16 protein-coding genes and 4 pseudogenes are annotated in these 20,482 nt (G+C 60.8%); 12 read left to right on the top strand and 8 right to left on the bottom strand.

Going from position 1 to position 20,482, the window contains the following annotated elements; genetic code table 11:
- Together ROA7023_RS21180 and ROA7023_RS25600 are read left to right on the top strand one after the other, a co-directional pair.
- Positions 1–2,114, top strand: a 2,114-nt coding sequence (locus ROA7023_RS21180) for a baseplate multidomain protein megatron (RefSeq protein ID WP_085880987.1), incomplete at its 5' end; no start/stop codon positions are given.
- A gap of 10 nt (positions 2,115–2,124) precedes the next feature.
- Positions 2,125–2,793, top strand: a complete 669-nt coding sequence (locus tag ROA7023_RS25600) for a DUF2793 domain-containing protein (protein WP_085880986.1) — start codon at positions 2,125–2,127, stop codon at positions 2,791–2,793.
- Here the strand turns inward: ROA7023_RS25600 and ROA7023_RS21170 are convergent.
- Positions 2,790–3,200 carry a Hint domain-containing protein gene (locus tag ROA7023_RS21170; protein WP_085880985.1) on the bottom strand — a complete coding sequence of 137 codons (411 nt, stop codon included), beginning with the start codon at positions 3,198–3,200 and terminating at the stop codon, positions 2,790–2,792. The two genes, ROA7023_RS25600 and ROA7023_RS21170, sit on opposite strands and share 4 nt — an antisense overlap.
- A 143-nt stretch (positions 3,201–3,343) precedes the next feature.
- On the opposite strand from ROA7023_RS21170, the gene ROA7023_RS25525 reads away from it, so the two are divergent.
- Positions 3,344–3,475 (top strand): hypothetical protein, encoded by a 132-nt coding sequence (locus tag ROA7023_RS25525; RefSeq protein WP_268808033.1) that lies wholly within the window; start codon positions 3,344–3,346, stop codon positions 3,473–3,475.
- A gap of 53 nt (positions 3,476–3,528) precedes the next feature.
- On the opposite strand, the pseudogene ROA7023_RS21160 reads toward ROA7023_RS25525, so the two are convergent.
- Both ROA7023_RS21160 and ROA7023_RS21155 read right to left on the bottom strand, forming a co-directional pair.
- Positions 3,529–3,878 (bottom strand): annotated as a pseudogene (locus ROA7023_RS21160) (transposase); the annotation flags it as partial.
- 172 nt (positions 3,879–4,050) lie between these two features.
- Positions 4,051–4,355, bottom strand: a pseudogene (locus ROA7023_RS21155) (IS110 family transposase); the annotation flags it as partial.
- A gap of 200 nt (positions 4,356–4,555) precedes the next feature.
- On the opposite strand from ROA7023_RS21155, the gene ROA7023_RS21150 reads away from it, so the two are divergent.
- The 6 genes from ROA7023_RS21150 to ROA7023_RS21125 all read left to right on the top strand — a co-directional run bounded on the left by ROA7023_RS21150 (position 4,556) and on the right by ROA7023_RS21125 (position 11,893).
- The gene (locus tag ROA7023_RS21150; RefSeq protein ID WP_085880984.1) at positions 4,556–5,689 is read left to right on the top strand and encodes a LacI family DNA-binding transcriptional regulator; all 1,134 of its coding nucleotides are present in this window, start codon (positions 4,556–4,558) and stop codon (positions 5,687–5,689) included.
- Complete coding sequence (locus tag ROA7023_RS21145; RefSeq protein ID WP_085880983.1) at positions 5,671–6,921, top strand: ABC transporter substrate-binding protein; 1,251 nt, start codon at positions 5,671–5,673, stop codon at positions 6,919–6,921. Before ROA7023_RS21150 ends, ROA7023_RS21145 begins: the two co-directional genes overlap by 19 nt.
- 66 nt (positions 6,922–6,987) lie before the next feature.
- Positions 6,988–7,929 (top strand): carbohydrate ABC transporter permease, encoded by a 942-nt coding sequence (locus ROA7023_RS21140; RefSeq protein WP_085880982.1) that lies wholly within the window; start codon positions 6,988–6,990, stop codon positions 7,927–7,929.
- 32 nt (positions 7,930–7,961) lie between these two features.
- Entirely contained in the window at positions 7,962–8,822 is an 861-nt protein-coding gene (locus ROA7023_RS21135) for a carbohydrate ABC transporter permease (protein WP_085880981.1), read from the top strand.
- Between the two features lie 24 nt (positions 8,823–8,846).
- A complete protein-coding gene (locus tag ROA7023_RS21130; protein ID WP_085880980.1) occupies positions 8,847–10,790 on the top strand; it encodes a glycoside hydrolase family 127 protein in 1,944 nt (647 codons plus the stop codon).
- Positions 10,790–11,893, top strand: coding sequence for an ABC transporter ATP-binding protein (locus ROA7023_RS21125; RefSeq protein ID WP_085880979.1), 1,104 nt, complete (start codon positions 10,790–10,792; stop codon positions 11,891–11,893). The genes ROA7023_RS21130 and ROA7023_RS21125 overlap by 1 nt, the downstream gene beginning before the upstream one ends.
- A gap of 99 nt (positions 11,894–11,992) precedes the next feature.
- On the opposite strand, the pseudogene ROA7023_RS25825 reads toward ROA7023_RS21125, so the two are convergent.
- From ROA7023_RS25825 to ROA7023_RS21100, 5 genes and pseudogenes are all read right to left on the bottom strand, one after another.
- A pseudogene (locus ROA7023_RS25825) lies at positions 11,993–12,382 on the bottom strand (hypothetical protein); the annotation flags it as partial.
- Positions 12,383–12,641: 259 nt separating this feature from the next.
- Positions 12,642–13,409: pseudogene (gene istB, locus ROA7023_RS21115) on the bottom strand (IS21-like element helper ATPase IstB).
- Positions 13,410–13,426: 17 nt separating this feature from the next.
- Positions 13,427–14,962, bottom strand: coding sequence for an IS21 family transposase (gene istA, locus ROA7023_RS21110; protein ID WP_085880978.1), 1,536 nt, complete (start codon positions 14,960–14,962; stop codon positions 13,427–13,429).
- Positions 14,963–15,022: 60 nt separating this feature from the next.
- Positions 15,023–15,667, bottom strand: a complete 645-nt coding sequence (locus ROA7023_RS21105) for a hypothetical protein (RefSeq protein ID WP_085880977.1) — start codon at positions 15,665–15,667, stop codon at positions 15,023–15,025.
- Between the two features lie 223 nt (positions 15,668–15,890).
- The gene (locus ROA7023_RS21100; RefSeq protein ID WP_085880976.1) at positions 15,891–16,613 is read right to left on the bottom strand and encodes a hypothetical protein; all 723 of its coding nucleotides are present in this window, start codon (positions 16,611–16,613) and stop codon (positions 15,891–15,893) included.
- A gap of 478 nt (positions 16,614–17,091) precedes the next feature.
- On the opposite strand from ROA7023_RS21100, the gene ROA7023_RS21095 reads away from it, so the two are divergent.
- The 3 genes from ROA7023_RS21095 to ROA7023_RS25520 all read left to right on the top strand — a co-directional run bounded on the left by ROA7023_RS21095 (position 17,092) and on the right by ROA7023_RS25520 (position 20,386).
- Complete coding sequence (locus tag ROA7023_RS21095) at positions 17,092–18,447, top strand: site-specific integrase (protein WP_234992381.1); 1,356 nt, start codon at positions 17,092–17,094, stop codon at positions 18,445–18,447.
- A gap of 1,544 nt (positions 18,448–19,991) precedes the next feature.
- The gene (locus ROA7023_RS21090; RefSeq protein ID WP_200812569.1) at positions 19,992–20,255 is read left to right on the top strand and encodes a DUF6429 family protein; all 264 of its coding nucleotides are present in this window, start codon (positions 19,992–19,994) and stop codon (positions 20,253–20,255) included.
- The gene (locus ROA7023_RS25520) at positions 20,252–20,386 is read left to right on the top strand and encodes a hypothetical protein (RefSeq protein ID WP_268808032.1); all 135 of its coding nucleotides are present in this window, start codon (positions 20,252–20,254) and stop codon (positions 20,384–20,386) included. Before ROA7023_RS21090 ends, ROA7023_RS25520 begins: the two co-directional genes overlap by 4 nt.
- The last annotated feature ends 96 nt before the right edge of the window (positions 20,387–20,482 follow it).

The following is a 20,482-nucleotide window of genomic DNA, read 5'->3' as shown; positions in this document are numbered from 1 at the left end:
GGGTGTTCCGCTACAAGGATCCGCGCGCCTGGTGGTCGAACGCGCATTACGACCGCCCCGGTGGGGTGGAGAGCGGGACGCCGACGGCATGGGCGCCGCAGTCGAAGCCGATCTGGTTCACCGAGCTTGGCTGCCCCGCCATCGATCGCGGCACCAACCAGCCGAATGTATTCTTCGACCCGAAGTCGTCCGAGAGCTTCACACCGCATTTCTCGCGGGGCTGGCGGGACGATGCCATCCAACGTACTTATCTGGAGGCGACCTATCTCTGGTGGGGCACGCCCGCGAACAACCCGGTGTCGTCCGTCTATGACGGGCGCATGGTGCATGTGCCGGAATGCGCCGCTTGGACCTGGGACGCGCGACCCTATCCGTTCTTCCCGGCGCTGACCGACGTCTGGACCGATGGGGCAAATTGGCGGCTGGGACATTGGCTGACCGGGAGGCTTGGCGCGGTGTCGCTGGCGGCCCTTGTGCGCCATCTCTGCGTGCGTGCGGGAATGCCCGAGGCCCGGATCGACGTCACCGGACTCTGGGGCGCGGTCGAAGGCTACGCCATTGGCGCACTGGAAAGCCCACGCGCCTCGATCACCACGCTGTCGCGGCATTTCGGGTTCGACGCGGTGGAGACCGAGGGCACGATCCGTTTCGTCATGCGTGGGCGCGCGGCCGTGGCCAGCGTGACGCACGACGATCTGGTGGCTGCCCGAGAGGGCGACGTGCTGGAACTCACCCGCGCACAGGAGACGGAACTGCCGCAGGCCCTCAAATGGCAAGTAGCGCGGGCCGACGAAGATTACGATGCCGCCCTCGTCGAGGCGCGCCGCATCACTGTGGACACCACCCGCATCGCCTCAGAAAGCTTCCCCATGGCGGTCCCGCCAGAGGAGGCCGAGCGCCGCTGCCGCCGCGCGCTGATGGAAGCATGGGTAGGGCGCGAGACGGCGGCATTCCGACTGCCGCCCTCGCGGCTCGCGCTCGATCCGGCCGACGCGATCCGGCTCGCGCATGACGGGCGGCTGGTCGATCTGCGGCTCGTCTCCATCGCCGACGCCGGGGCGCGCGGCATCGAGGCCGTCCGCCAGGACCGCGCGACCTACGATCTGCCGCCCGGCGATCCCCGCGCGGCGTCGCTGACGCGCGCCGTGGTGTTCGGCGCGCCGGACGCGGTGCTGATGGACCTGCCGCAACTGACCGAGGACCAGCCCGCGCATCGGCCGCTGGTTGCGGCGCATGCGGTTCCCTGGCCGGGCGAGATGGCGGTGTTTCGCAGCCCATCGACGGATGGATTTGAACTGCTGACCACCTTTGGCGGCCGTGCCCGGATCGGGACGCTGGTCTCGGAATTCTATTCTGGTCCGACATCGCGGTTTGATCTCGGCAATGCGCTGGTGATCGATCTGCTTTCCGGCACGCTGGAAAGTGTCACCGATCTGACACTGTTCGGCGGGGCCAATGCGCTGGCAGTTGAGTCCGCGCTAGGTGTCTGGGAGATCGTGCAGGCAGGCGTCGCCGAGCTGATCGCACCGGGCCGCTATCGCCTGACGCGCCTGCTGCGTGGCCAGCGCGGCACGGAAGCGGCTATGGCCAACCCGGTTCAGGCAGGCGCGCGGGTCGTGGTGCTGGACGCGGCGATGGCGTCATTGCCGATCGCCGAGGCCGATCTCGGGCTTCCGTGGAATTGGCGCATCGGCCCCGCAAGCCGCCCGGTCAGCGACGAGACCTATGTGGCGCAAGCCTTCACGCCAGTTGGCGTGGGTCTGCGGCCGTTCTCGGTGGCCCATGTCGAGCAGCCATGGCGCAAGCCGCGCATACCGGGCGATCTGACGATCCGCTGGGCACGTCGGTCCCGAGCCCTCGCGGCTGACAGTTGGGGTGCGGTTGAGGTGCCGCTCATCGAGGAGGTCGAAGCCTATGAGGTCGAGATCCTCGATGGTGCAACGGTCAAGCGGGTGCTGAACGCGACCACGACCAGCGCGATCTACACGGCCGCCCAGCAAACCACCGATTGGGGCGGGCTGCTCGCGCCCGGCGACACGCTCGACATCCGCATCTTCCAGATCTCCGCCTTGATCGGGCGGGGAGCGGCCAAAACCGTCACGCTCACATTCTGAAGGCCATCCCATGTCTGATACGACTACCAACCTGCTGCTGCCCTACATTCTGGCGGCGCAGGCCCAGAAGCATGTCACCCACAACGAGGCGCTGCGCATCCTCGACGGGCTGATCCAGCTTTCCGTTCTCGACCGCGACCTGACCGAGCCGCCTGGAGGTCCCGCCGACGGCGACCGATACGTTGTTGCCAGCGGCGGCACCGGTGACTGGGCGGGCTGGGACCTGAATGTCGCGGTATTCACCGATGGCAGCTGGCAGCGCCTGCCGCCCCGCGCAGGCTGGCGCGCATGGGTCGAGGACGAGGAATTTCTGCTCGTTTACGACGGCTCCGCATGGGTCGGAACCACGCCTGCTTCCTTGCAGAACCTCGCGCTGCTCGGGCTGGGCGGCGCGCTGGTGCGTTACCGCCCCGAGGGCGATGTGCGCGCGGTGCTGTGGGTGTGCGGCTGTTCGCTGGTGGTGCACCCCGCCATCGCCTATGGCCTCGGCACCGCGCTTGGGCTGAACACCGATGCGTTGCGCGCGGCGGTGATCACCGCCGCCATGGCGCCGGGCATCAACACCTATATCTTCGCCGATATGTACGGCGCCGCGCGTCGTGTGGCGGCTTCGGGCGTGTTGATCGGCACCGCGCTTAGCCTGATCACCGTCTGGGGCTGGTTGCTGATCCTACCCTAGGCGGCCAGCAGGGCCTGCGCCTTGTACGTGCGCAAGGTGGGCGTGGGGCGGGGCCATAGGCCCCCGGATCGCGGAGCCAACCCGGGAAACGGCGCCATGATATCGGCCCGAGCGCGGGGCGTGATGGTGGATAGGGATTCTACACCGGGCAGATCGCTTTCGCTGGGCAAACCTTGCGATGGAACGACCTGGTGGCGCGCGAACAGAATATGGGGATAGCGCACCAGCCCGCCCACCATGCGCCGCACCCCCGCCTGCCCCAAAAACGCACGCGCGGGCACCAGAACATCGGGCGCGCAGAGCATCATTTCGGCCATGGCCCGGCTGACCAGGATCCTGTGCTGGGGCGAAAGCGTCCGGTGTGCCTGCACTCCCGCTTCACAGCGTGTGTTGATATTGTCCACCATCGGTAGTGGACATCTTGAGGGCAGATATGTCGGGCAAGAAGGGTCAGAAGAAGCGGTTCTAGTCGGATGGGGAGAAGCTATCGATCTGCGGGCAAACTTGCGCGCCGGGTGTTTCGGTCGCGCGGGTTGCCCGGCGATATGCAATGAATACCAATCTGATCCACAAGTGGTTGCGTGATCCCAAGTCCGCACCTGATCTGGATATTGTTGAAGAACAGGCTGCTGAGACGCCGGGTTTTCTTCCGGTTGAGATTGCCGCGATCGTGTCCCATTGATTGTTGTATGTGGCCGTTGGGCTCACCGTGACGTCCGGCGCGGGCCTGGTTGATCAGCGCGCGGCGACGGGCAGGCTGACGATGGCATCATCGCTCAGAGGTGCCATGGTTTCCAGTGCCATGTATCGCGCCCGCTGGACGGCCCATTCATCGTTCTGTTGGAGGAGGAGCGCGCCGACCAGGCGGGTGATGGCATCGTCTTTGGGAAAGATGCCGACGACGTCGGTGCGGCGCTCGATTTCGCCGTTCAGACGTTCGATCTTTGCCAGGCAGGGCATGCCTGCATGCCCGAGATGGGGGGGGTCGTCGAATGCAACTTGGCGCGATGTTCCTTGGGAAAGGTCATGCAGGCCAGCACATCGTGCTCGGCGTCATCCATGATCTTGGCCAGCTTTGGCATCCTACGGTGTTGCACGAGGTGATGCGCCGTCTCTGCCCCCCTGTTCGTGGCGGCCTCACGCGATGGAAATGTGCGCGTCAGGGTCGTTCCGTATGATCAAAGGGCGACACTCGAACCGGTACTTTTGGAACGGATCGTTCCCGACGGACGGGGGGTGCCCACGCCGGGGTCGTATTCGTTTCACGACGACAGGCATCGCCTCGGCATCTGCCGCATCATTCCTCTGCCGCTTTACGAAGGGCTTGGCGTTGGCAGGCGGGTTTTGTCGCACATCATGGCCCGGATTCTCTATCTCCCGGCTCCGGAAGTGGGCGCCGCCGCAGGCTTCCATCGCGACAACGCACGACGGAAGATCGCTCAAAAACGCCAGAACATGCGCTCCAGCTTCTTGCGCAAGACCGATCGACCAGCGCCGTCTGCTCCATGCACCTGAAGCACATTCTTCGCCAGATCGAGCCCGACCGTGGCAATCTCCGACATGACCGCTCTCCTTTGCGGATCGTTGCAGACCCACCTTGGCACATCAATGCCGTCTGGGGCGGTCACATCATCAAGGCCTCTGAGATGGGCGATTGACAGGCTTGGTTCGTTTGAGATAACGTTTTCTCAACATGAGTAAACGTTTGCTCATTGTACACCTCAGGGGTTTGGATACTGTTCCGAACTTTCGGAGCCGATTGATGCCGGATGACGATCTGCCAGAAAATACTGCGCCCGCAAATTGCCGGGTCACGATCCGCGATGTGGCGCGGCAGACAGGCGTCAGCGTCACCACCGCGTCGCGGGCGCTGAACGAAATCGGGCGGATGACGCCGGAGACCCGTAACCGGGTGCGTGCCGCCGCGGCGGAGCTGGGCTACCGGCCGAACTCCATCGCGCGCGGCTTGGTCGGTAAGCGGTCCTTCGCTGTGGGCCTGATCACGAACGACACATACGGCCGCTTTACCCTGCCGGTGGCAGCCGGGTTGTCGTCGTCGATGGCTGATCGCGGCGTGTCGGTTTTTCTGTGCGCGGGAGAGGACGACGCCGAGCGCGTGAAGGCAAATATCGACGCCATGCAGGATCGCCGGGTCGATGGCCTTGTAATCGCGGGCAAGCGGATTGACCGCGGCCTCCCGTTCGAGCTTCCCGACCTCGGGATTCCGGTCATTTATGCCAATGCGTCCTGTCCGCCTGATGCTATCGGTTTCGTGCCCGATGATCAGCTTAATGCCCATATGGCGGTTTCACATCTGGTCGCACGCGGCTGTTGTCGGATTGCGCACGTAACCGGTAAAAAAGATTTCGAAGCTTCAAGCCTGAGAGTGAGAGGCTGGGAGGAAGCCCTGGCCGAAGCAAATTTGTCGCCCTTTGGGGATGTCTGCTACGGCAACTGGTCCGAGGAATGTGGATACACCGCCGCGCTGGAGCTTCTGGCTCCGGGGCGGGCAGAGTGGCCCGATGCTGTGTTCTGCGGCAACGACCAGATCGCGCGTGGGCTGATCGATGCAGCCACCAGCATAGGGGTCGATGTGCCGGGCGATCTGGCTGTCGTGGGGTTCGACAACTGGGAGATTTTCGCCAAGGCTACCCGTCCGCCATTGACCACGGTGGACATGGAACTTCTCGAACTCGGTCGCGTCGTCGGACGGACCATGCTTGATCTTATCGACGGAAAGGATGTTGAACCCGGCTTGCGCAGGTTGCCTGGCCGGATTGTCGAACGTCGGTCCTGCGGAGGAGGTGGGGCCGACCTTGAACCACGAACCAACGAAACGTCCCGCCATGGCGGCGGGAACCAAAGGGAGGATACCAAATGTCACACAACAGGTTGATCGGTGGGCTTTTGCTCGCCACTGTCGCACTGCCCGCGCCCGTGATGGCCGAGACCTTCAGTCTCTGGGTGCGTGCCGACGGCTCGAATTTCATGCCGCAGATCGTTGAGGCGTTCAATGCGCAAAGCGAGCATTCAGCCGAGCTTCAAATCGTGCCGACGGCGGAACTGGTTCAGAAATACGCCATTGCTTCTGCTGGTGGTTCCGCGCCCGATGCGCTGTCGCTCGACCTCATCTACACGCCCGCCTTCGGCGCGGCGGGGCAGCTCCGGGACCTGACCGAATTTGCACAGGATCTGGATTATTTCGATAGCCTGTCGCCCGCACACCTGTCCGTCGGGACTGTCGAGGATCGCATCTACGGCCTGCCGTTTTCGGCCGACAGTTCGGTGCTGATCTGGAACAAGGATCTGTATCGGGAGGCAGGGCTCGACCCGGACGTGGCCCCCACGACCTGGGCCGAAATTCGGGAACATGCCGAGGCGATCGACGCGTTGGGAGAGGAGACCTACGGCTTCTACTTTTCCGGTGCCTGCGGTGGCTGCAACATCTTCACCTTCATGCCGATGGTCTGGGCTTCGGGGGGCGAGCTGTTCAGCTCCGATGGTTCCGAGGCGCGCTTCGATTCACCACAGATGCGCGAAGGGGTCGAATTCTATCGGGCCATGGTCGAGGACGGGCTGGTGCCGGCCGGATCGCAAACCGATGGGGGGATCAATTTCTTCGCCGCCTTCGCCAACGGCAATATCGGCATCACGCCTTCAGGCGCCTTCGCCATCGGGGCGCTGAACACGCAATATCCCGATCTGGATTACGGCGTCAGCTATCTGCCGGGCAAGGATGGCGCCTGGTCATCGTTCGCGGGGGGCGACAACTTCGTCGTCTCCGCCGCCACCGACGACGACAAGATGCCTGCCATCGAAGCGTTCATCGAGTTTGCCTATTCGCTTGAAGGGCAGCGATTGTTGGCCGCGGGCGGCGCCTTGCCGGTGCGCAGCGACATCGCCGAAGAGGCTCTGGAAGGGCTTGATCCGCGCTATATTCTGGCCGCCGACGCGATGACAAACGGACGGACGCCCTTTTCGCCGGTGTTCAACGATCTGATCAACTCTGCAAACGGACCGTGGATCACGACGCTGAACAGGGCTTTCTATGGCACCGCCGATGAGGTGGGTGAGACGCTGGCGCAAGGCGAGGCCGAGATGCAATCGATCATCGACGACGCCAACTGATCCGAATGTCCCGCGCAGCCGCCGCAACTTCCGCGGCGGCTGCGCCTGCCTTGAAAGTATCGAGCCATGCCCGAACAGATTGATGTTGCCGATGCGGTGCCGCGCCCGTCCCGCATCGCGTTGCGCCGTCGGCGACGTCGGCGGCGGGACATGATCGGGTTGCTTTATGTGGCGCCCGCCTTGGCACTGGTCGCGGTGTTCTTCGCCATCCCGCTGGGGATGACGATATGGATGTCGTTGCACGACTGGCCCCTGATGGGACAGAAGCGCTGGGTCGGCTTCGCTAATTACGAACGTATGTGGGGCGACAGTGGCTTCTGGGGTGCGCTGAGCTTTACCGGCACCTACACCGTCGCAGTGACGATCGGTCTGCTGGGGCTTGGCATGATCCTGGCGCTGATGGTCGAACGGCCCGGCCGTGCGACGGCCTTCTACCGGACGGCCTATTTCCTGCCCGTCGTGATCGGCTTCGCCTCGGCCAGCCTTCTTTGGGCGTGGCTCTCGAATGTCGATTCCGGGCTGTTCTCGCCTTTGATGCAGAATCTCGGCCTGACCGAGCGGCGCGTGAACATCAACGCCGATTACGGCTTGGCCTTCTGGTCTGTGAACGTGATGGTCGTCTGGAAGATGGTCGGCTTTTTCATGGTCATCCTGATGAGTGGGTTGCAGTCCATCCCGCGCGACTACCTCGAGGCCGCCCGGATCGACGGGGCGGGGGCGCTGCAAAGATTCCGGTTCATCACCATGCCGTTGGTGCGTCGGCCCTTTGCGCTGGCCTTGATCCTGTGTGTGTCGGGGTCGATGCTGGCATTCGATCAGTTCTACATCATCCTGAACGGCGGGCCGCAGAACAGCACGATCACCGCCGTCTACTGGATCTTCAACGAAAGCTTCGTGTCATTCCGGCTGGGCTATGGGGCCGCACTTTCGGTGGTGCTCCTGGGGATTCTGCTGGTGCTGAGCGCAATCCAGCTGAGGCTGTTGCGCGACAGGGAGGATGGGTCGTGACCGTAACCACAAAGACAGCCCCTGATCGGGTTATGCCACGCACAGCCCGCCGTCGGCCCTTTATGCGTCCCTACCGGATCCTCTATCATGTGACGGCCCTTCTCGTGGCGTTCCTGTTTCTTGCGCCAATCGCCATCGTGGTGCTGGCCAGCTTCAGGACACCGGCGGAGTCTGGTCAGCCGCCACTGCCGCCGTGGCCGATCGAGGGGGCGAGCATCGACAGCTATGTTCGGCTGGACGGTTTCGGCGCCTCGCTTTTGCAACACACGGGCAATTCGCTGTACGTGGCCTTGGGCACGACCATCCTGACGGTGCTGGTGTCGGTTCTGGCGGGATACGGCTTCTCGCGGTTCCGGTTCCCGCTCAAGCCGATGATCTTCGTGCTGATACTCGCGACGATCATGGTGCCGTTCCAGTCGATCCTGACGCCGCTCTTTCTGCTGCTGGCGTCTCTGGGCTTGCAAAACACGCTGACTGGCCTCGTGCTGATCTATACGACGCTGCAATTGCCGTTCTCGGTTTTCATGATGCGCAACGCCTTCGACGCGGTGCCCAAAGAGATCGAGGAGGCCGCGCGGATCGACGGTGTGCGCGATCTGAGAATGCTCGTATACGTGATGGGACCGCTGGTGTTGCCCGGTATCGTGACGGTCGGTCTTTTCGCATTCCTCAACGCCTGGAACGAGTTTCTGGCAGCCCTCGTGCTGCTGACCGACCAGAGCAAATACACCCTGCCGGTGCTGATGACATCCGTGCGATCCGGCCGTTTCGGATCGGTTGACTGGGGCGCGGTGCAAGCGGGCGTGACCGTCATGATGATCCCATGCCTCATCCTGTTTCTCATTCTCCAACGCCACTACATCCGCGGCCTGACGGCCGGTGCGGTGAAGTGACTTCCCCCAAGAAGGACAAGTCCAGTGAACGAATTAGCTTCCTCCGCCGCCGCCGACAAGTTGCAGGCCAAGGCCGCCTTTCGCCCGCCCACCGTGAACCAGGTGCGGGTCGAGGGCTTCTTCGGTCCGCGCATCGACACCATCGCCACATCGACCGCACGGATCCTGTTCGACCGATGCGTCAATGCGGGTATGCTCGACCAGATCGACCCCGAAAGGCCGAACCCCGGCCAGCGCATCCCCTTCCAAGGCACCAATTCGACCGTGACGAGCCAGATGTTCTGGGACAGCGATATAGCCAAGAGCATCGAGACCGCGGCCTATGCCCTGTATCGCAGGCCCGACCCCGATCTGGAGGCCCAGGTTGACGCGGTGATCGACGCCTATGGGCGGCTGCAGGAAGATAGCGGATATTGCAATTCGTGGTATCTGCGGATCCAGCCGGGCAAGCGTTGGACCAACCTGCGTGATTGCCACGAGCTTTATTGCGCCGGCCATCTGATGGAAGCGGCGGTGGCCTATTACCACGCAACCGGCAAGCGCAAGCTGATGGACATCATGTGCCGCTATGCGGACCACATCGATGGCCTCTTTGGCACGCAAGAGGGGCGGATGCGGGGCTATCCCGGCCACGAGGAGATCGAGCTGGCGCTGGTCAAGCTGGGACGTGCCACCGGCGAACAGCGCTACCTCGACCTTGCAAAGTTCTTCATCGATCAACGCGGCACACAGCCCCACTACTACGACCAGGAGGCCGGAGCGCGCGGCGCGCAACTCGCGGATTACCATTTCGGAACCTACGAGTATTCGCAGTCCCACAAGCCGGTGCGCGAACAGCGCGAGGTTGTCGGCCACGCGGTGCGGGCAGCCTATCTTTATGCCGGGATGGCGGACGTGGCGACCGAGTTTGGCGATAACAGCCTGATGCCCGCGCTTGAGGGGCTGTGGGACCATCTGACACAACGAAATCTCTACATTCACGGCGGCTTCGGACCATCCGAGACCAACGAGGGCTTGACCTTCGATTTCGACCTGCCAAACGAAACGGCCTATGCCGAGACTTGCGCGGCGGTTGCTCTGGTTTTCTGGGCGTCGCGGATGCTGGGCCGTGGGCCCGACGTCCGCTATGGTGACGTGATGGAGCGCGCACTCTACAATTGCGCGCTGGCTGGGCTGTCGATGGACGGCACGAATTTCTTCTACGAGAACCCGCTGGAAAGCCGGGGCGACCATCACCGCTGGGACTGGCACCATTGCCCGTGCTGCCCGCCCAATATTTCAAGGCTGCTGGCATCGGTTGGCACCTATGCCTACGGGATCGCGGAAAGCGAAGTTGCGGTGCACCTTTATTGTGCGGGCAGTGCCGCGCTTGAGGTTGCGGGCAAGAAAGTGCAAATCTCGCAAGAGACGGGATATCCTTATGACGGGCAGATCGTCCTGAAGATCGAGCCCGAGGGCGAGGCGGAGTTTGCCCTTTCGCTGCGTCTTCCGGGCTGGGCGCGGGGCCACGCTGTAACGGTCAATGGCGAGACGGTCGATGTGGCTGAGGCCGAGAACGGGTATCTGCGGATATGGCGGTGCTGGTCGAAGGGAGATCGGGTAACGCTGCACATGGAGATGCCGGTCGAGACGGTTCACGCCAATCCCCTTGTCCCCAACAACCAGGGTCGTATCGCCCTGATGCGCGGCCCGTTGGTCTATTGCTTGGAAGAGGTCGATAACGGCGCGGCGCTCAATTCGCTGGTTCTGGCCGCCGACGCGCAGTTCGAGAGTGTCGAAGTTGACGGGTTGACCGGCCACATTGCGGCCACGACCCAGGCGCAGCGTGAAAGTTACTTGGGCGAGGGGCTTTACTCGCGCAAGGCGCCAGTGCGGGAAACGGTTCATATAAAGGCAGTGCCCTATCATGCCTGGGACAACCGCGAAGGCGGAGAGATGCTGGTTTGGGTCCGGCAGGAGCGTGGCTGATGACTGCGATTTCCGAAATTGCGGCGCGGCAGGAGGTTGCCGGGCTGGAGCTGCGCGGCATTACCAAGGCATTCGGCCAGGTCGAAGTGCTGCACGGTATCGACCTGTCGGTGCGCGGCGGTGAATTCGTGGTGTTTGTCGGCCCCTCGGGCTGCGGCAAGTCCACGTTGTTGCGATTGATCGCTGGGCTGGAGGAAGTGACGGATGGCGATATCCTCATCTCGGGCCACGATGTCACGGATGACGACCCGTCGGTGCGGGGGATCGCGATGGTCTTTCAATCCTACGCGCTTTACCCGCATATGTCGGTGGCCCAGAACATGGGGTTCGGGTTGAAGATGGCCCACCGCCCGAAGGAGGAGGTGGCGCGCAAGGTCAATGCCGCCGCCGACGTGTTGCAACTGACGCCACTTCTGGACCGCAGGCCGGGCCAGTTGTCCGGCGGACAGCGGCAACGCGTGGCAATCGGGCGGGCGATCGTGCGCGACCCGCAGGTGTTCTTGTTCGATGAACCGCTTTCCAATCTCGATGCCGAGCTGCGGGTGGAAATGAGAATGGAAATCGCCCGCCTGCACCGCGAACTCGGCAACACCATGATTTATGTCACGCATGATCAGACCGAAGCCATGACCTTGGCCGACAAGATAGTGGTTCTGCGCGACGGCCGGGTGGAACAGACCGGAACACCGGCCCAGCTGTATGACGATCCCGGCAACGTCTTTGTGGCAGGCTTCATCGGATCACCGAAGATGAACCTGTTTCCTGCGACATTGCGTGATGGCGCGGTCCACATTGGAGAAGACAGCTGGCCTCTGCCGTCGTCGCTCCGACCCAAGGAAAATGAGGGCGCCAAAATCGTCGCAGGGGTGCGTCCCGAACACATGCGACTGGCCGGGCAGGAGGAGCCGGCACTGCCTTTCACCGTGACGTTCCCGGAATTTCTGGGTGGCACGACTCTGCTTCATGGCCATGTGGCAGGAGATATCCCCTGCGTGATCGAGGTCGAACGCGATGTCTCCGCTGAGATGGGGGCCGTCTTGCAGATCACGGCCAATCCGGGCGACCTGCGCCTGTTCGACATTCACGGCCAACGACTGCGATAAGGCCGTTCAGCTTCGACATATTAGGGTGGTGGTCCACCACTCAATCCTGACCGCATCGCTATCGAAATATGCGCAAAAGGTGGTGACGCTTGATCGGGCGGCGGCTTGAAGCTGGCGGATGCCGTCGCGAAACTCAATCCCCTGGATGATCTCGGGCAGGCGGTTCTGGCCGTCGCGTTTGCGCCATTTCTTCTGCGCCGACCATTGCCTGGCAAGGCATTGCGCGGCAATGTCCCGAGAAGGATCATCAGCTTGAACGCCATGCACTGCCTGACAGGTGATGCTTGCATCACCGAGAAGGGCCAGACCGGTCTCGCGGCTGAGGCACCCCTCGGTGCGTTTCGTGCGATGCCGGACGGTGGCGAAGGTGCTTTCGATTATTGCCGGGCAGGGCATGTTTACATGCACGAGAGGGCGGGTTCGACGTCCGGATGTGTTCCAGTGTTCCGCCGGATAATCGTAGAAGGTCAGCGGCGCGCCCCTGTCCTTGACCTGAGTATTCCACGGCACTTGCCCACCTGTTCCACGGACATGTGGCCAGTCATTCCATGACATGTGGCCACCCCCGTGAGGTGATCTGCGAGGCGATTTATTCATGACGTGATTTTCACGTCTGGGTCAATGCTGACGGCTGATGTGGCTTTGTCCATGGGGGGACCCGCGCGCCCGGCGCAGCGCTTATCAAATAGCTGGCGGCGGCGGGTGCGTGGGTGGGCCCTGTGGGCAAAGCCTGAGCGCGCCGTGATGATCATTGTGCGGCCTCATTGGTGTCGGCCAATATCTCAGGGCGGGAATTTTTGCGCATGGAGGGGCCGTCGAGTGCGATCCGGTGGGCGTGATGCACCAGTCTGTCGAGGATCGCATCGGCAAAGGTCGGGTCACCGATGATGTCATACCATTTTTCCACCGGAAGTTGACTTGTGACGATGGTTGCCTTGCGGCCGTAACGGTCATCGACAATTTCCATCAGGTCGCGGCGCTGGCTGGCGGTCATTTATTCCGGCCCCCAGTCATCGAGGATCAGAACATCGGCGCGCACGATCTTGCGGAAGATGCGCTCGTAGCTTCCATCACCCCGCGCTGTGGCCAGTTCGCCGAAGAGGCGGGGCATCCGGAAGTAGAGGGTGACCTTGCCTTGCCGACAGGCCTCATGACCCAAAGCGCAGGCCAGCCAGGACTTTCCAACTCCGCATGGTCCTGTGATCAGGATGCTGCGATGTTTGGCGATCCAGACACCGTCTTTCAGGCTCTGAAACAGCGCGCGGTCCAGTTTGCGCGCGGCGCGATAATCAACATCTTCCATGCAAGCGCTGGTCTCGCGCAGTTTTGCGGCGCCCAAGCGCGTCTGGAAGCGACGGCTATCACGGGCAGCACTCTCGCGATCAAGCATCAGGCCGATCCATTCGACAGGGTCCATCTGCCGACTGCCGTCGTGGGCCAGCAACTCCGCGAATACCTCGGCCATGCCGTCGAGTTTGAGCGTGCGCAACGCCTCATGGGTGGGGTGTGTGAGCATTCGGTGTCTCCTTTGGTTCAGTGGAAATAATGCGCTCCGCGAATGTTCGCGTGGGCAATGGTGGGTGCCTCCGGCGCAGTCTCGACGGGCTGGGTCTCGAGTCGGTTCTTCAGGATGGAGGTGACGGATTTGAGCGAGCAGGCATTGAGCGCCAGTGCCCGGGCGCAGGCCGCATCCAGCCTCTCGGAGCCAGAGCCGCGCTTCAGCCTGAGGATGCCGACACAGGCGCGGATGCCCTGTTCCGGCCTTGGCTTGTTGCGCAGGATGACCTCGACGAGTGTGACCACGTTCGGTCCGACTGTTTGTGCATCGGTCCGGACTTTCTCGGCGGTCATTTCAGCATAGTGACGGTGTTTGGCAGGCATATGCGCCTTTACCGTCGTGTCGCGTCCGTCCTGTGGGCCTGCACGCTGATGGCTCGCAACACGATTTCCGCCCTGAAACGCCTCGATGGTGCTGGCCGTGATCCGCACCCAAAGGGCCGCACGAGCGAGGCTGTAGGGAACGGAATAGTAATGGTCGTCGATGCGGATGTGGTAATCGGCTCCGACGGTGACTTTCTTCCAATCGGCATGGGCATGGCGTGTCGGGGGCAGCGGGATCAGTGCGGGTTGGTCCAATTGCTCAAAGAGTTGCTGGCGTGAGGCGCCAAGGTGACGGCTGACGCGGGCATTCAGCTGCGTCAATTCTTCCCGGATTGCCGCGTTCATCTCCTCCAGCGAAAAGAACGCCCGATTGCGCAACCGCGCAACAATCCAGCGCTGGACCAGCAGCACCCCGCCTTCTGCTTTCGACTTGTCCTTCGGTTTGTAAGGCCGGGCCGGGAGAATGACCGTATGATAATGGCGTCCAAGATCAGTGTAGCTGCGGTTGACGCCTGGCTCATGAAAGCAGGCGCGCACGACGGCAGATTTGAGATTGTCCGACACGATCAAGGCCGGTGCCCCGCCGAAGAACTCAAACGCGCGGACATGCGCACCGATCCAGTCCGGTAGGGTCTGGCTCCAGCTGGCCTCGGCATAGGTGTAATTCGACGCGCCCAACACCGCGACGAACAACTCAACAGGATAACGCGTGCCAGTGGCGGGATCCGTCACCTCCATGCGCACACCGGAATAGTCGACGAACACCTTCTCACCCGCAACATGGCGCTGGCGCATGGAGGGGGACAGCCGCTTCACCCACGCGCGGTAATGCTGACACCAGGCGGAATACCCATACCCGTCATCAGGGTGACACACGCGATATTCTTCCCAAAGCAGGCGCAGGGTCACGCCAGAGCGCTTCAACTCCCGATTGATCTCCGCCCAGTCCGGCATGACGAACGGATGGCCCCCGGCGCTCGCAACTTGGTGGAAAAGCTGCCGCTCAAGGACGCCTTCATCGAGAGCCTGCACGTCAGGCCAAGAGAGCCCCGCCTCTGCGGCGCGCTGAAGATAATTGCGCGTCGACGTCCGCCCCAGCCCCAAACTGTTCGAAATCCTACGCGTCGAATACCCCGACGCGCGCAGTCGTAAAACATCCTTGATCTTGCGCATTGGCAACCTTTCCATCTCACTCTCCTGCTCCCTCAATGGGCCGCAGAATAGGCAGGGTCAGATCGCCTCGCAGGTCTATCTCAACAGGGTGGCCACATGCCGTGGAATCGGTGGCCACATGCGCGTGGACTCCGTGGCCACATGTTCATGGAATCGATGGGCACATGTGCGTGGATTACTCACGAGGTTCGTCAGGATTTCGCGGGTCGTCCGGTGGACGGTTTCGACGATCTTGTCCGTAGAAGCCTCGATGCTGGTGATCAGCTGCTCGCAGCGCCGCTCGCTCATCTTGCCGGCCGCAAGCATTTCATGTGCGTCGCCAACCAGATCGATTTCGGCCCGATAGGCCGCCTCTTCCTGGCCGAGGATCAGGTTCTCGAAGTTCGACACGGCGTCGGCAATCGTGCGCGCAATTTCGCGCTCGATCACCTCGGTGTTCTTCATCGACTCCGACAGCATGATCTTCTTGGCGTGATCTTCGGCCAGGCCAACCTGGTAAATGAAGGCCCGACGCTTAGCGGCCATCGACTCCACGAGCGCCGTCTCTGCGAGCTTGATGGCTTCCCGGCTGCGCGCGCCGCGCAGACGCCAGCGGGTCAACATGGTCGCGTCGCTGGACAGGTTTTCGATCGCGTTCGTGATGGACGATCCCATCTCATCGTTCACCGCAAGATGGGCCGCGGCGCGCGGCTTTGCGGGGGTCAGGGGCATGTTCGTCATGATATTTCCTCTTCTGCGATGTTGAGTTCGTTTTCGGTTCCGGGGCCCGTTCGCCCCAAGGGGCGAACGGCAGGGCCGCGAGAGGGCGACCGTTAGGTCGGTGGTTGGATTTTCTCCGCCGACCTCGCACCCTTTCAGTCGGTCAGTCGGCTGCGTTTTCCCGGAACAGGAGTATTTTTTGTCCGGGGATCGGCCCACCTCCTGCGCGACGCCAACAAGGCGGTCAGCCGACCGGATCGAAGCGAGCATCAAGATCGTCGTCGATACGATCACTGACCACCTTGCGGGTCTTCATCGCCCTGCGATGAGACGTGATGCGCTGGTCGACCTCGTTCTCGGTCTTCGTCATCATCTCGCGAGCATCGAGGATGGACTGTTTGGACTGGCAGATTGCCTGCTCGGCTTCAGCAAGCGCCCGCTGCATCGCGACTTCTGCCGTTAGGATCTCGCCCAAAACGACCATTCTCGGCGCGGGCATAACCGTCATCACCAGAATCGCCCCAAGATCGAGCACCAACAACGTGAGGAAGACGAGCATGATGCGCGTCTGCAACCAGGGCGAGGCTCTTGCCAATGCTTCCATCGCCTCGCCCCGAACGATCAGGCCATCCGGCAGCGGCACGAAGCCGACGTCCTGTTCTACGCTGTCGCGGACCGTGCCGTCGCGATCATCCAGAAGGCGGTCAAGAACGGCCATCGCCTGCGCCCGCTGCACGGCGATCTGGTTCAAGATGTCGCGTGCCTCGGGCGGGATCCCGGTGGGAGCCCCGCGGTCCTGCAGGCGAGCCAAGGCGGTGTCTATTTGACCTAAGCGTGCTTCAGCAGCGGTCCGCTCGGCACGGGCAAAATCGGCCATTTCGACGGCGAAGTCGTACCGGTCCCCAGTTCCGGCCACCGCTTCGACACCGTCACACCGAACCTGGCCGGTACACGGCGACCGGGTCATGATTTGTGCCCTGGTGATATCTAGCAGGATGGCGATTGGTGGATGCCGATCTCCCCGGACGGCATTGCAATGTGCCGAGCCTACCATTTCGATACACAAGCTGAAGGAGAAACGTCCCCTGCTGAGTCGAACAAATTCAACTACTTATAGGGTGGAGAAGGTTCGACGGGGGTCCCGTTCCCTCCGCCATTCCTATATAGATCAGTGACTTAAGAGTTGGACAGGCAAGTGCGACACAAAGTGGAGCACCAAGCCCATGAAACTGTCCGCCTATCTGTCGCCATCACGTCACGGGGTTTACTACTTCCGTTGGCCCCTTCCTCGGGCTGAGGATCAAAAGCGCCGAACAGTCAGAATATCCTTACGCACGAAGTGCCCAGATCGGGCTGGCGATCTTGCCCGTCATCTTGCATCATGCTGGCGATTGGTTCGGGATAACAAGGCATTGGCACGGCTCAGACAAGACGAGATGCGGGACATGGTGCGGAGCTACTTTGCAGCTTCGTTGGATCGGTATGTGGAACGGTTGAACGACACCGGCCTGCCGGATCGGTCCCTTGATGCCCTGCGCCAAGAGTTAAACGTGCATGAGGACGCCATAGGCGGCTTTGACGACCTGTCAGACCTTTACCTTGATGCAGGCACCCTTGACGGCTTCCGGGCCTCAACGGGCCTTACAGAGGCTCAGTGGGCCGAAAACGAGCCATCCCTACGCCAAGAGATGCGCAAGGCCCGCCGGGACCAGATCAAAGCCATTCTAAGCGCCGCTGAGAGCCTTGAGGGCTATTCCTTCACCAAACCCGCCCAGACAGCGCCAAGGCCACAACAGGCCCGCTCCGTGAGCCTGAGCGCCGCTGCAGCCGATTTCAAGGCCGAGCACGGGCCGCAATGGTCTCAGGAGATGCGGAACAAGGCCGACGCCTACCTTGCCCTACTGGTGGAGTATTTCGGGCCAGACAAAGCCATGGATCAGATTACGCGCCAAGACGCCGCCGAGATGAAACAGGTCGTGCTGTCCATGCCCGTCAATCGCAAGACCAAACCCGAAACCCGCGACCTTCCCTTGCATGAAGCCATCGCAGTTCCGGGCTTGCCCACACTCAGCACCAAGACCGCGAATAGCTATCTCGACATGTTCCGTCGCTTCTGGGACTGGGCAGAAAAACATGGCCGCGCCTCTGAAAAGCTGTTTGTCGATTTGAAGGTGAAAGCAAGCAAAAAGAACGATGATGGACGCAAGGCCTTCACGCCTGCCCAGACCAAACGGCTTTTTAAAGAGTTGACCGAGAACACGTCTGGCCTTGTAAAGTCAGACGACTACAAGTGGGCAACGCTACTGACCCTTTATACCGGGGCAAGACGACGCGAGATTGCTCAGCTATTCCTGACGGACATCCGACAAGAAGGCGACATCTGGTTTATCGACATCAACGATGATGGCAAAGGTAAGAGCCTCAAGTCACCTGCCGCTAAGCGCCAAGTGCCCATCCATTCCGAGTTGATCCGGCTTGGCTTCCTTGAATGGGTGCATTCCCTATCTCGACAAGAGAGGCTTTTCGTGTCCTTTTCCTACAACGCCAAAGAGGGCTATGGCCGCAATCTAGGCCGCTCGTTCAGCACGTTTTTAAAGCGGCTTGGCATGAAAAAAGATGGCTTGGTGCTGCACAGCTTCCGCAACACCATGATAACGCGACTTGCTCAGGCTGGCGTCCCAGAGCCGCTCTATCAGGACATTGTGGGCCATGAACGCGAAGGCGTCACCCAGCAGGTCTATTTCAAGGCGGGCCATACGCTGGCACAGAAACAGGAAGCCCTTGAGAAGTTTGAGGTATGAGAATGACAAGAAGTACTTTGACAGCCCTAGTTGTTTGCACTGGATCGGCATTTGCATTGGCCACAGAAGCTGCCGCTTTCTGTCCAGAGCCCAGCTATTGGCGCGGAATATCGTTCGAAACACAGGTTGAGAGTTACCTTGAGTACTTACTGTGCCTGCACAACGGACAAGTGGGAACGTTGAACGAACTATCCATACAGCAGAACTCATTGCGCTCTGACGTATCAACTGTTTCCGACCGCTCCAATGAAGCGTTTACACAGCTTCTACAGATGTATGTTGAACTTGGCACAACCAGTGCCGAACTCTTGGCAAGAGTAGAGATGCTAGAAGAAAGGTTGCAAGCCCTTGAGGCACGGGTGCCCGATTAGCCGACATCAGCAAGCACAAGTGACACATTTTTCCGAGCGGGCATCTCTACACTGGCAAGGCCGCGACTTCCCCCATGGCCCCTCATGCCCAAGGGCCTGCCCCTGCGCCTTGGCGAAGCATTGGCGGCTTCTCTCATGCGATATCTGTCTGTTTTCCATAGGCTTCCCTTTCCCGCGCACATAGCAGCGGGGCGTCAGGCCGGGGGCTTTTCCTCTCATATAGACAGAGAAAGCCCGTCCACGGACACCACTCGCGCCACCTACAGGAAAGAACGAGGTCGGGCAATCTTGCGACCCTCGGATTATCCGCTTGTTTTTCTTGGATAAATCTATCGCCCTACCTATAGGACAAGAGGTGGGGCATATGGTGAGATTATTTATGAAATACAATAACTTAGCCAAAAATGAGTATCTGTCTGTCTCCATGACAATGGTTATTCCCATTATATATCAATCGCTTATCCCTAACGACCTTTCTTCATCCACATTTTATACTATGTTTTCAATATCTTAAATACCATATTCAAAACCGACTCCGAACCTGCCTTATATCATCTCGGATGCAACTAGCTTCGAGCAAAGCAAGCCAAGAACAATATCATACTCACCTACATTCAAGAATATTATTACCTTTCAAATCCTTACACTGAAACCATAAATAACACCGTCTCTGGTTGCCTACACAGATACCTTTGACTTCCTCCTAAAATCCGGGCTATAAACTGGGACATACAGTGAGACACACAAGCAACCTTCGCTCTTGTATGTCCAGTTAAGTCAATGACTTACGGTTTTTGGTGGATTGTCCCTTCCTCTCCGCCACTTGCCCTAGAGAAACTGTTCTCCATCTCAGTTAGCGGCCGAATTTTTCCGTTATATTCAAGGGTTATGTGGCTTGGGCTGAGCACTGGCCTTGGTGCCATTATTGGCAAAGACGTTCTCTCCAGGCCGATATTCTCCGGACCTCTCGACTGCGCGGATTTGGTGTAAAGCCTGTAAACTGTTGAAATTGTTTGGGTTAAATCTCGCTCAACCTGAACACTTCGACGTCGGTCGCGGGTCCTTAAACGGACCGAAATCGAACTTTCCTGTCATATCGATACACTCGCAAGCCCCTTGTGCCATTGAGGAATTTTCCACGAACCTCCATGCTGCTTGGGGAGGGTTTGAAAAATGCCGGAACTGGAGCTCGATACTGATAAGCTTGACGACGCCGCGCTGGCGATCCTCTGCCTGTCACTGCATGACGGAAATCGCGTTTGGAAGGGCCTCGACTGGGCCGTCACTGACCGGCTTCATGCCAAAGGGTTGATCGCTGATCCTGTCGGCAAGGCAAAGTCCCTGATGCTGACCGAGGACGGGCTTGCACGCGCCGAAGCGGTTCTGGCTGCGGTGTTTGCGAAGCGGCGCGATGGCTCGCAAGGCACTGATCCATGAAGGAAGCGGATGAGGAACGCATCGCTGCCAGGCTGGCCAAGTTGATGGCGATGATCTGTGTACGCAACACCGGCATTGAGGATCTTCATGCCGGGACTGTGAGTTATGCCCAAAAGTTGGTGACGGCTTGATCAGGCGGCGTTTTGAAGTTGCTTGATCCCGTCCTTGAAGGCAATCCCCTGGATCACTTCGGGCAGACGGTTTGGCCCTGAGATTTTCCTCCACTT

This window comes from Roseisalinus antarcticus (assembly GCF_900172355.1).
Lineage (GTDB): Bacteria > Pseudomonadota > Alphaproteobacteria > Rhodobacterales > Rhodobacteraceae > Oceanicola > Oceanicola antarcticus_A.
This window is presented reverse-complemented; position numbering and strand designations above follow the sequence as displayed.

Excerpts from the sequence above, each read along its gene's own strand:
- ROA7023_RS25520 (WP_268808032.1), top strand. The coding sequence starts at position 20,252 with ATGAAGGAAGCGGATGAGGAACGCATCGCTGCCAGGCTGGCCAAGTTG.
- ROA7023_RS21170 (WP_085880985.1), bottom strand. The coding sequence starts at position 3,200 with ATGGTGGACAATATCAACACACGCTGTGAAGCGGGAGTGCAGGCACAC.
- ROA7023_RS21140 (WP_085880982.1), top strand. The coding sequence starts at position 6,988 with ATGCCCGAACAGATTGATGTTGCCGATGCGGTGCCGCGCCCGTCCCGC.
- ROA7023_RS21135 (WP_085880981.1), top strand. The coding sequence starts at position 7,962 with ATGCCACGCACAGCCCGCCGTCGGCCCTTTATGCGTCCCTACCGGATC.
- ROA7023_RS21095 (WP_234992381.1), top strand. The coding sequence starts at position 17,092 with ATGGTGCGGAGCTACTTTGCAGCTTCGTTGGATCGGTATGTGGAACGG.
- ROA7023_RS25600 (WP_085880986.1), top strand. The coding sequence starts at position 2,125 with ATGTCTGATACGACTACCAACCTGCTGCTGCCCTACATTCTGGCGGCG.
- ROA7023_RS21105 (WP_085880977.1), bottom strand. The coding sequence starts at position 15,667 with ATGACGAACATGCCCCTGACCCCCGCAAAGCCGCGCGCCGCGGCCCAT.
- ROA7023_RS21145 (WP_085880983.1), top strand. The coding sequence starts at position 5,671 with ATGTCACACAACAGGTTGATCGGTGGGCTTTTGCTCGCCACTGTCGCA.
- ROA7023_RS21125 (WP_085880979.1), top strand. The coding sequence starts at position 10,790 with ATGACTGCGATTTCCGAAATTGCGGCGCGGCAGGAGGTTGCCGGGCTG.
- istA (WP_085880978.1), bottom strand. The coding sequence starts at position 14,962 with ATGGAAAGGTTGCCAATGCGCAAGATCAAGGATGTTTTACGACTGCGC.
- ROA7023_RS25525 (WP_268808033.1), top strand. The coding sequence starts at position 3,344 with ATGAATACCAATCTGATCCACAAGTGGTTGCGTGATCCCAAGTCCGCA.
- ROA7023_RS21150 (WP_085880984.1), top strand. The coding sequence starts at position 4,556 with ATGCCGGATGACGATCTGCCAGAAAATACTGCGCCCGCAAATTGCCGG.
- ROA7023_RS21090 (WP_200812569.1), top strand. The coding sequence starts at position 19,992 with ATGCCGGAACTGGAGCTCGATACTGATAAGCTTGACGACGCCGCGCTG.
- ROA7023_RS21100 (WP_085880976.1), bottom strand. The coding sequence starts at position 16,613 with ATGACCCGGTCGCCGTGTACCGGCCAGGTTCGGTGTGACGGTGTCGAA.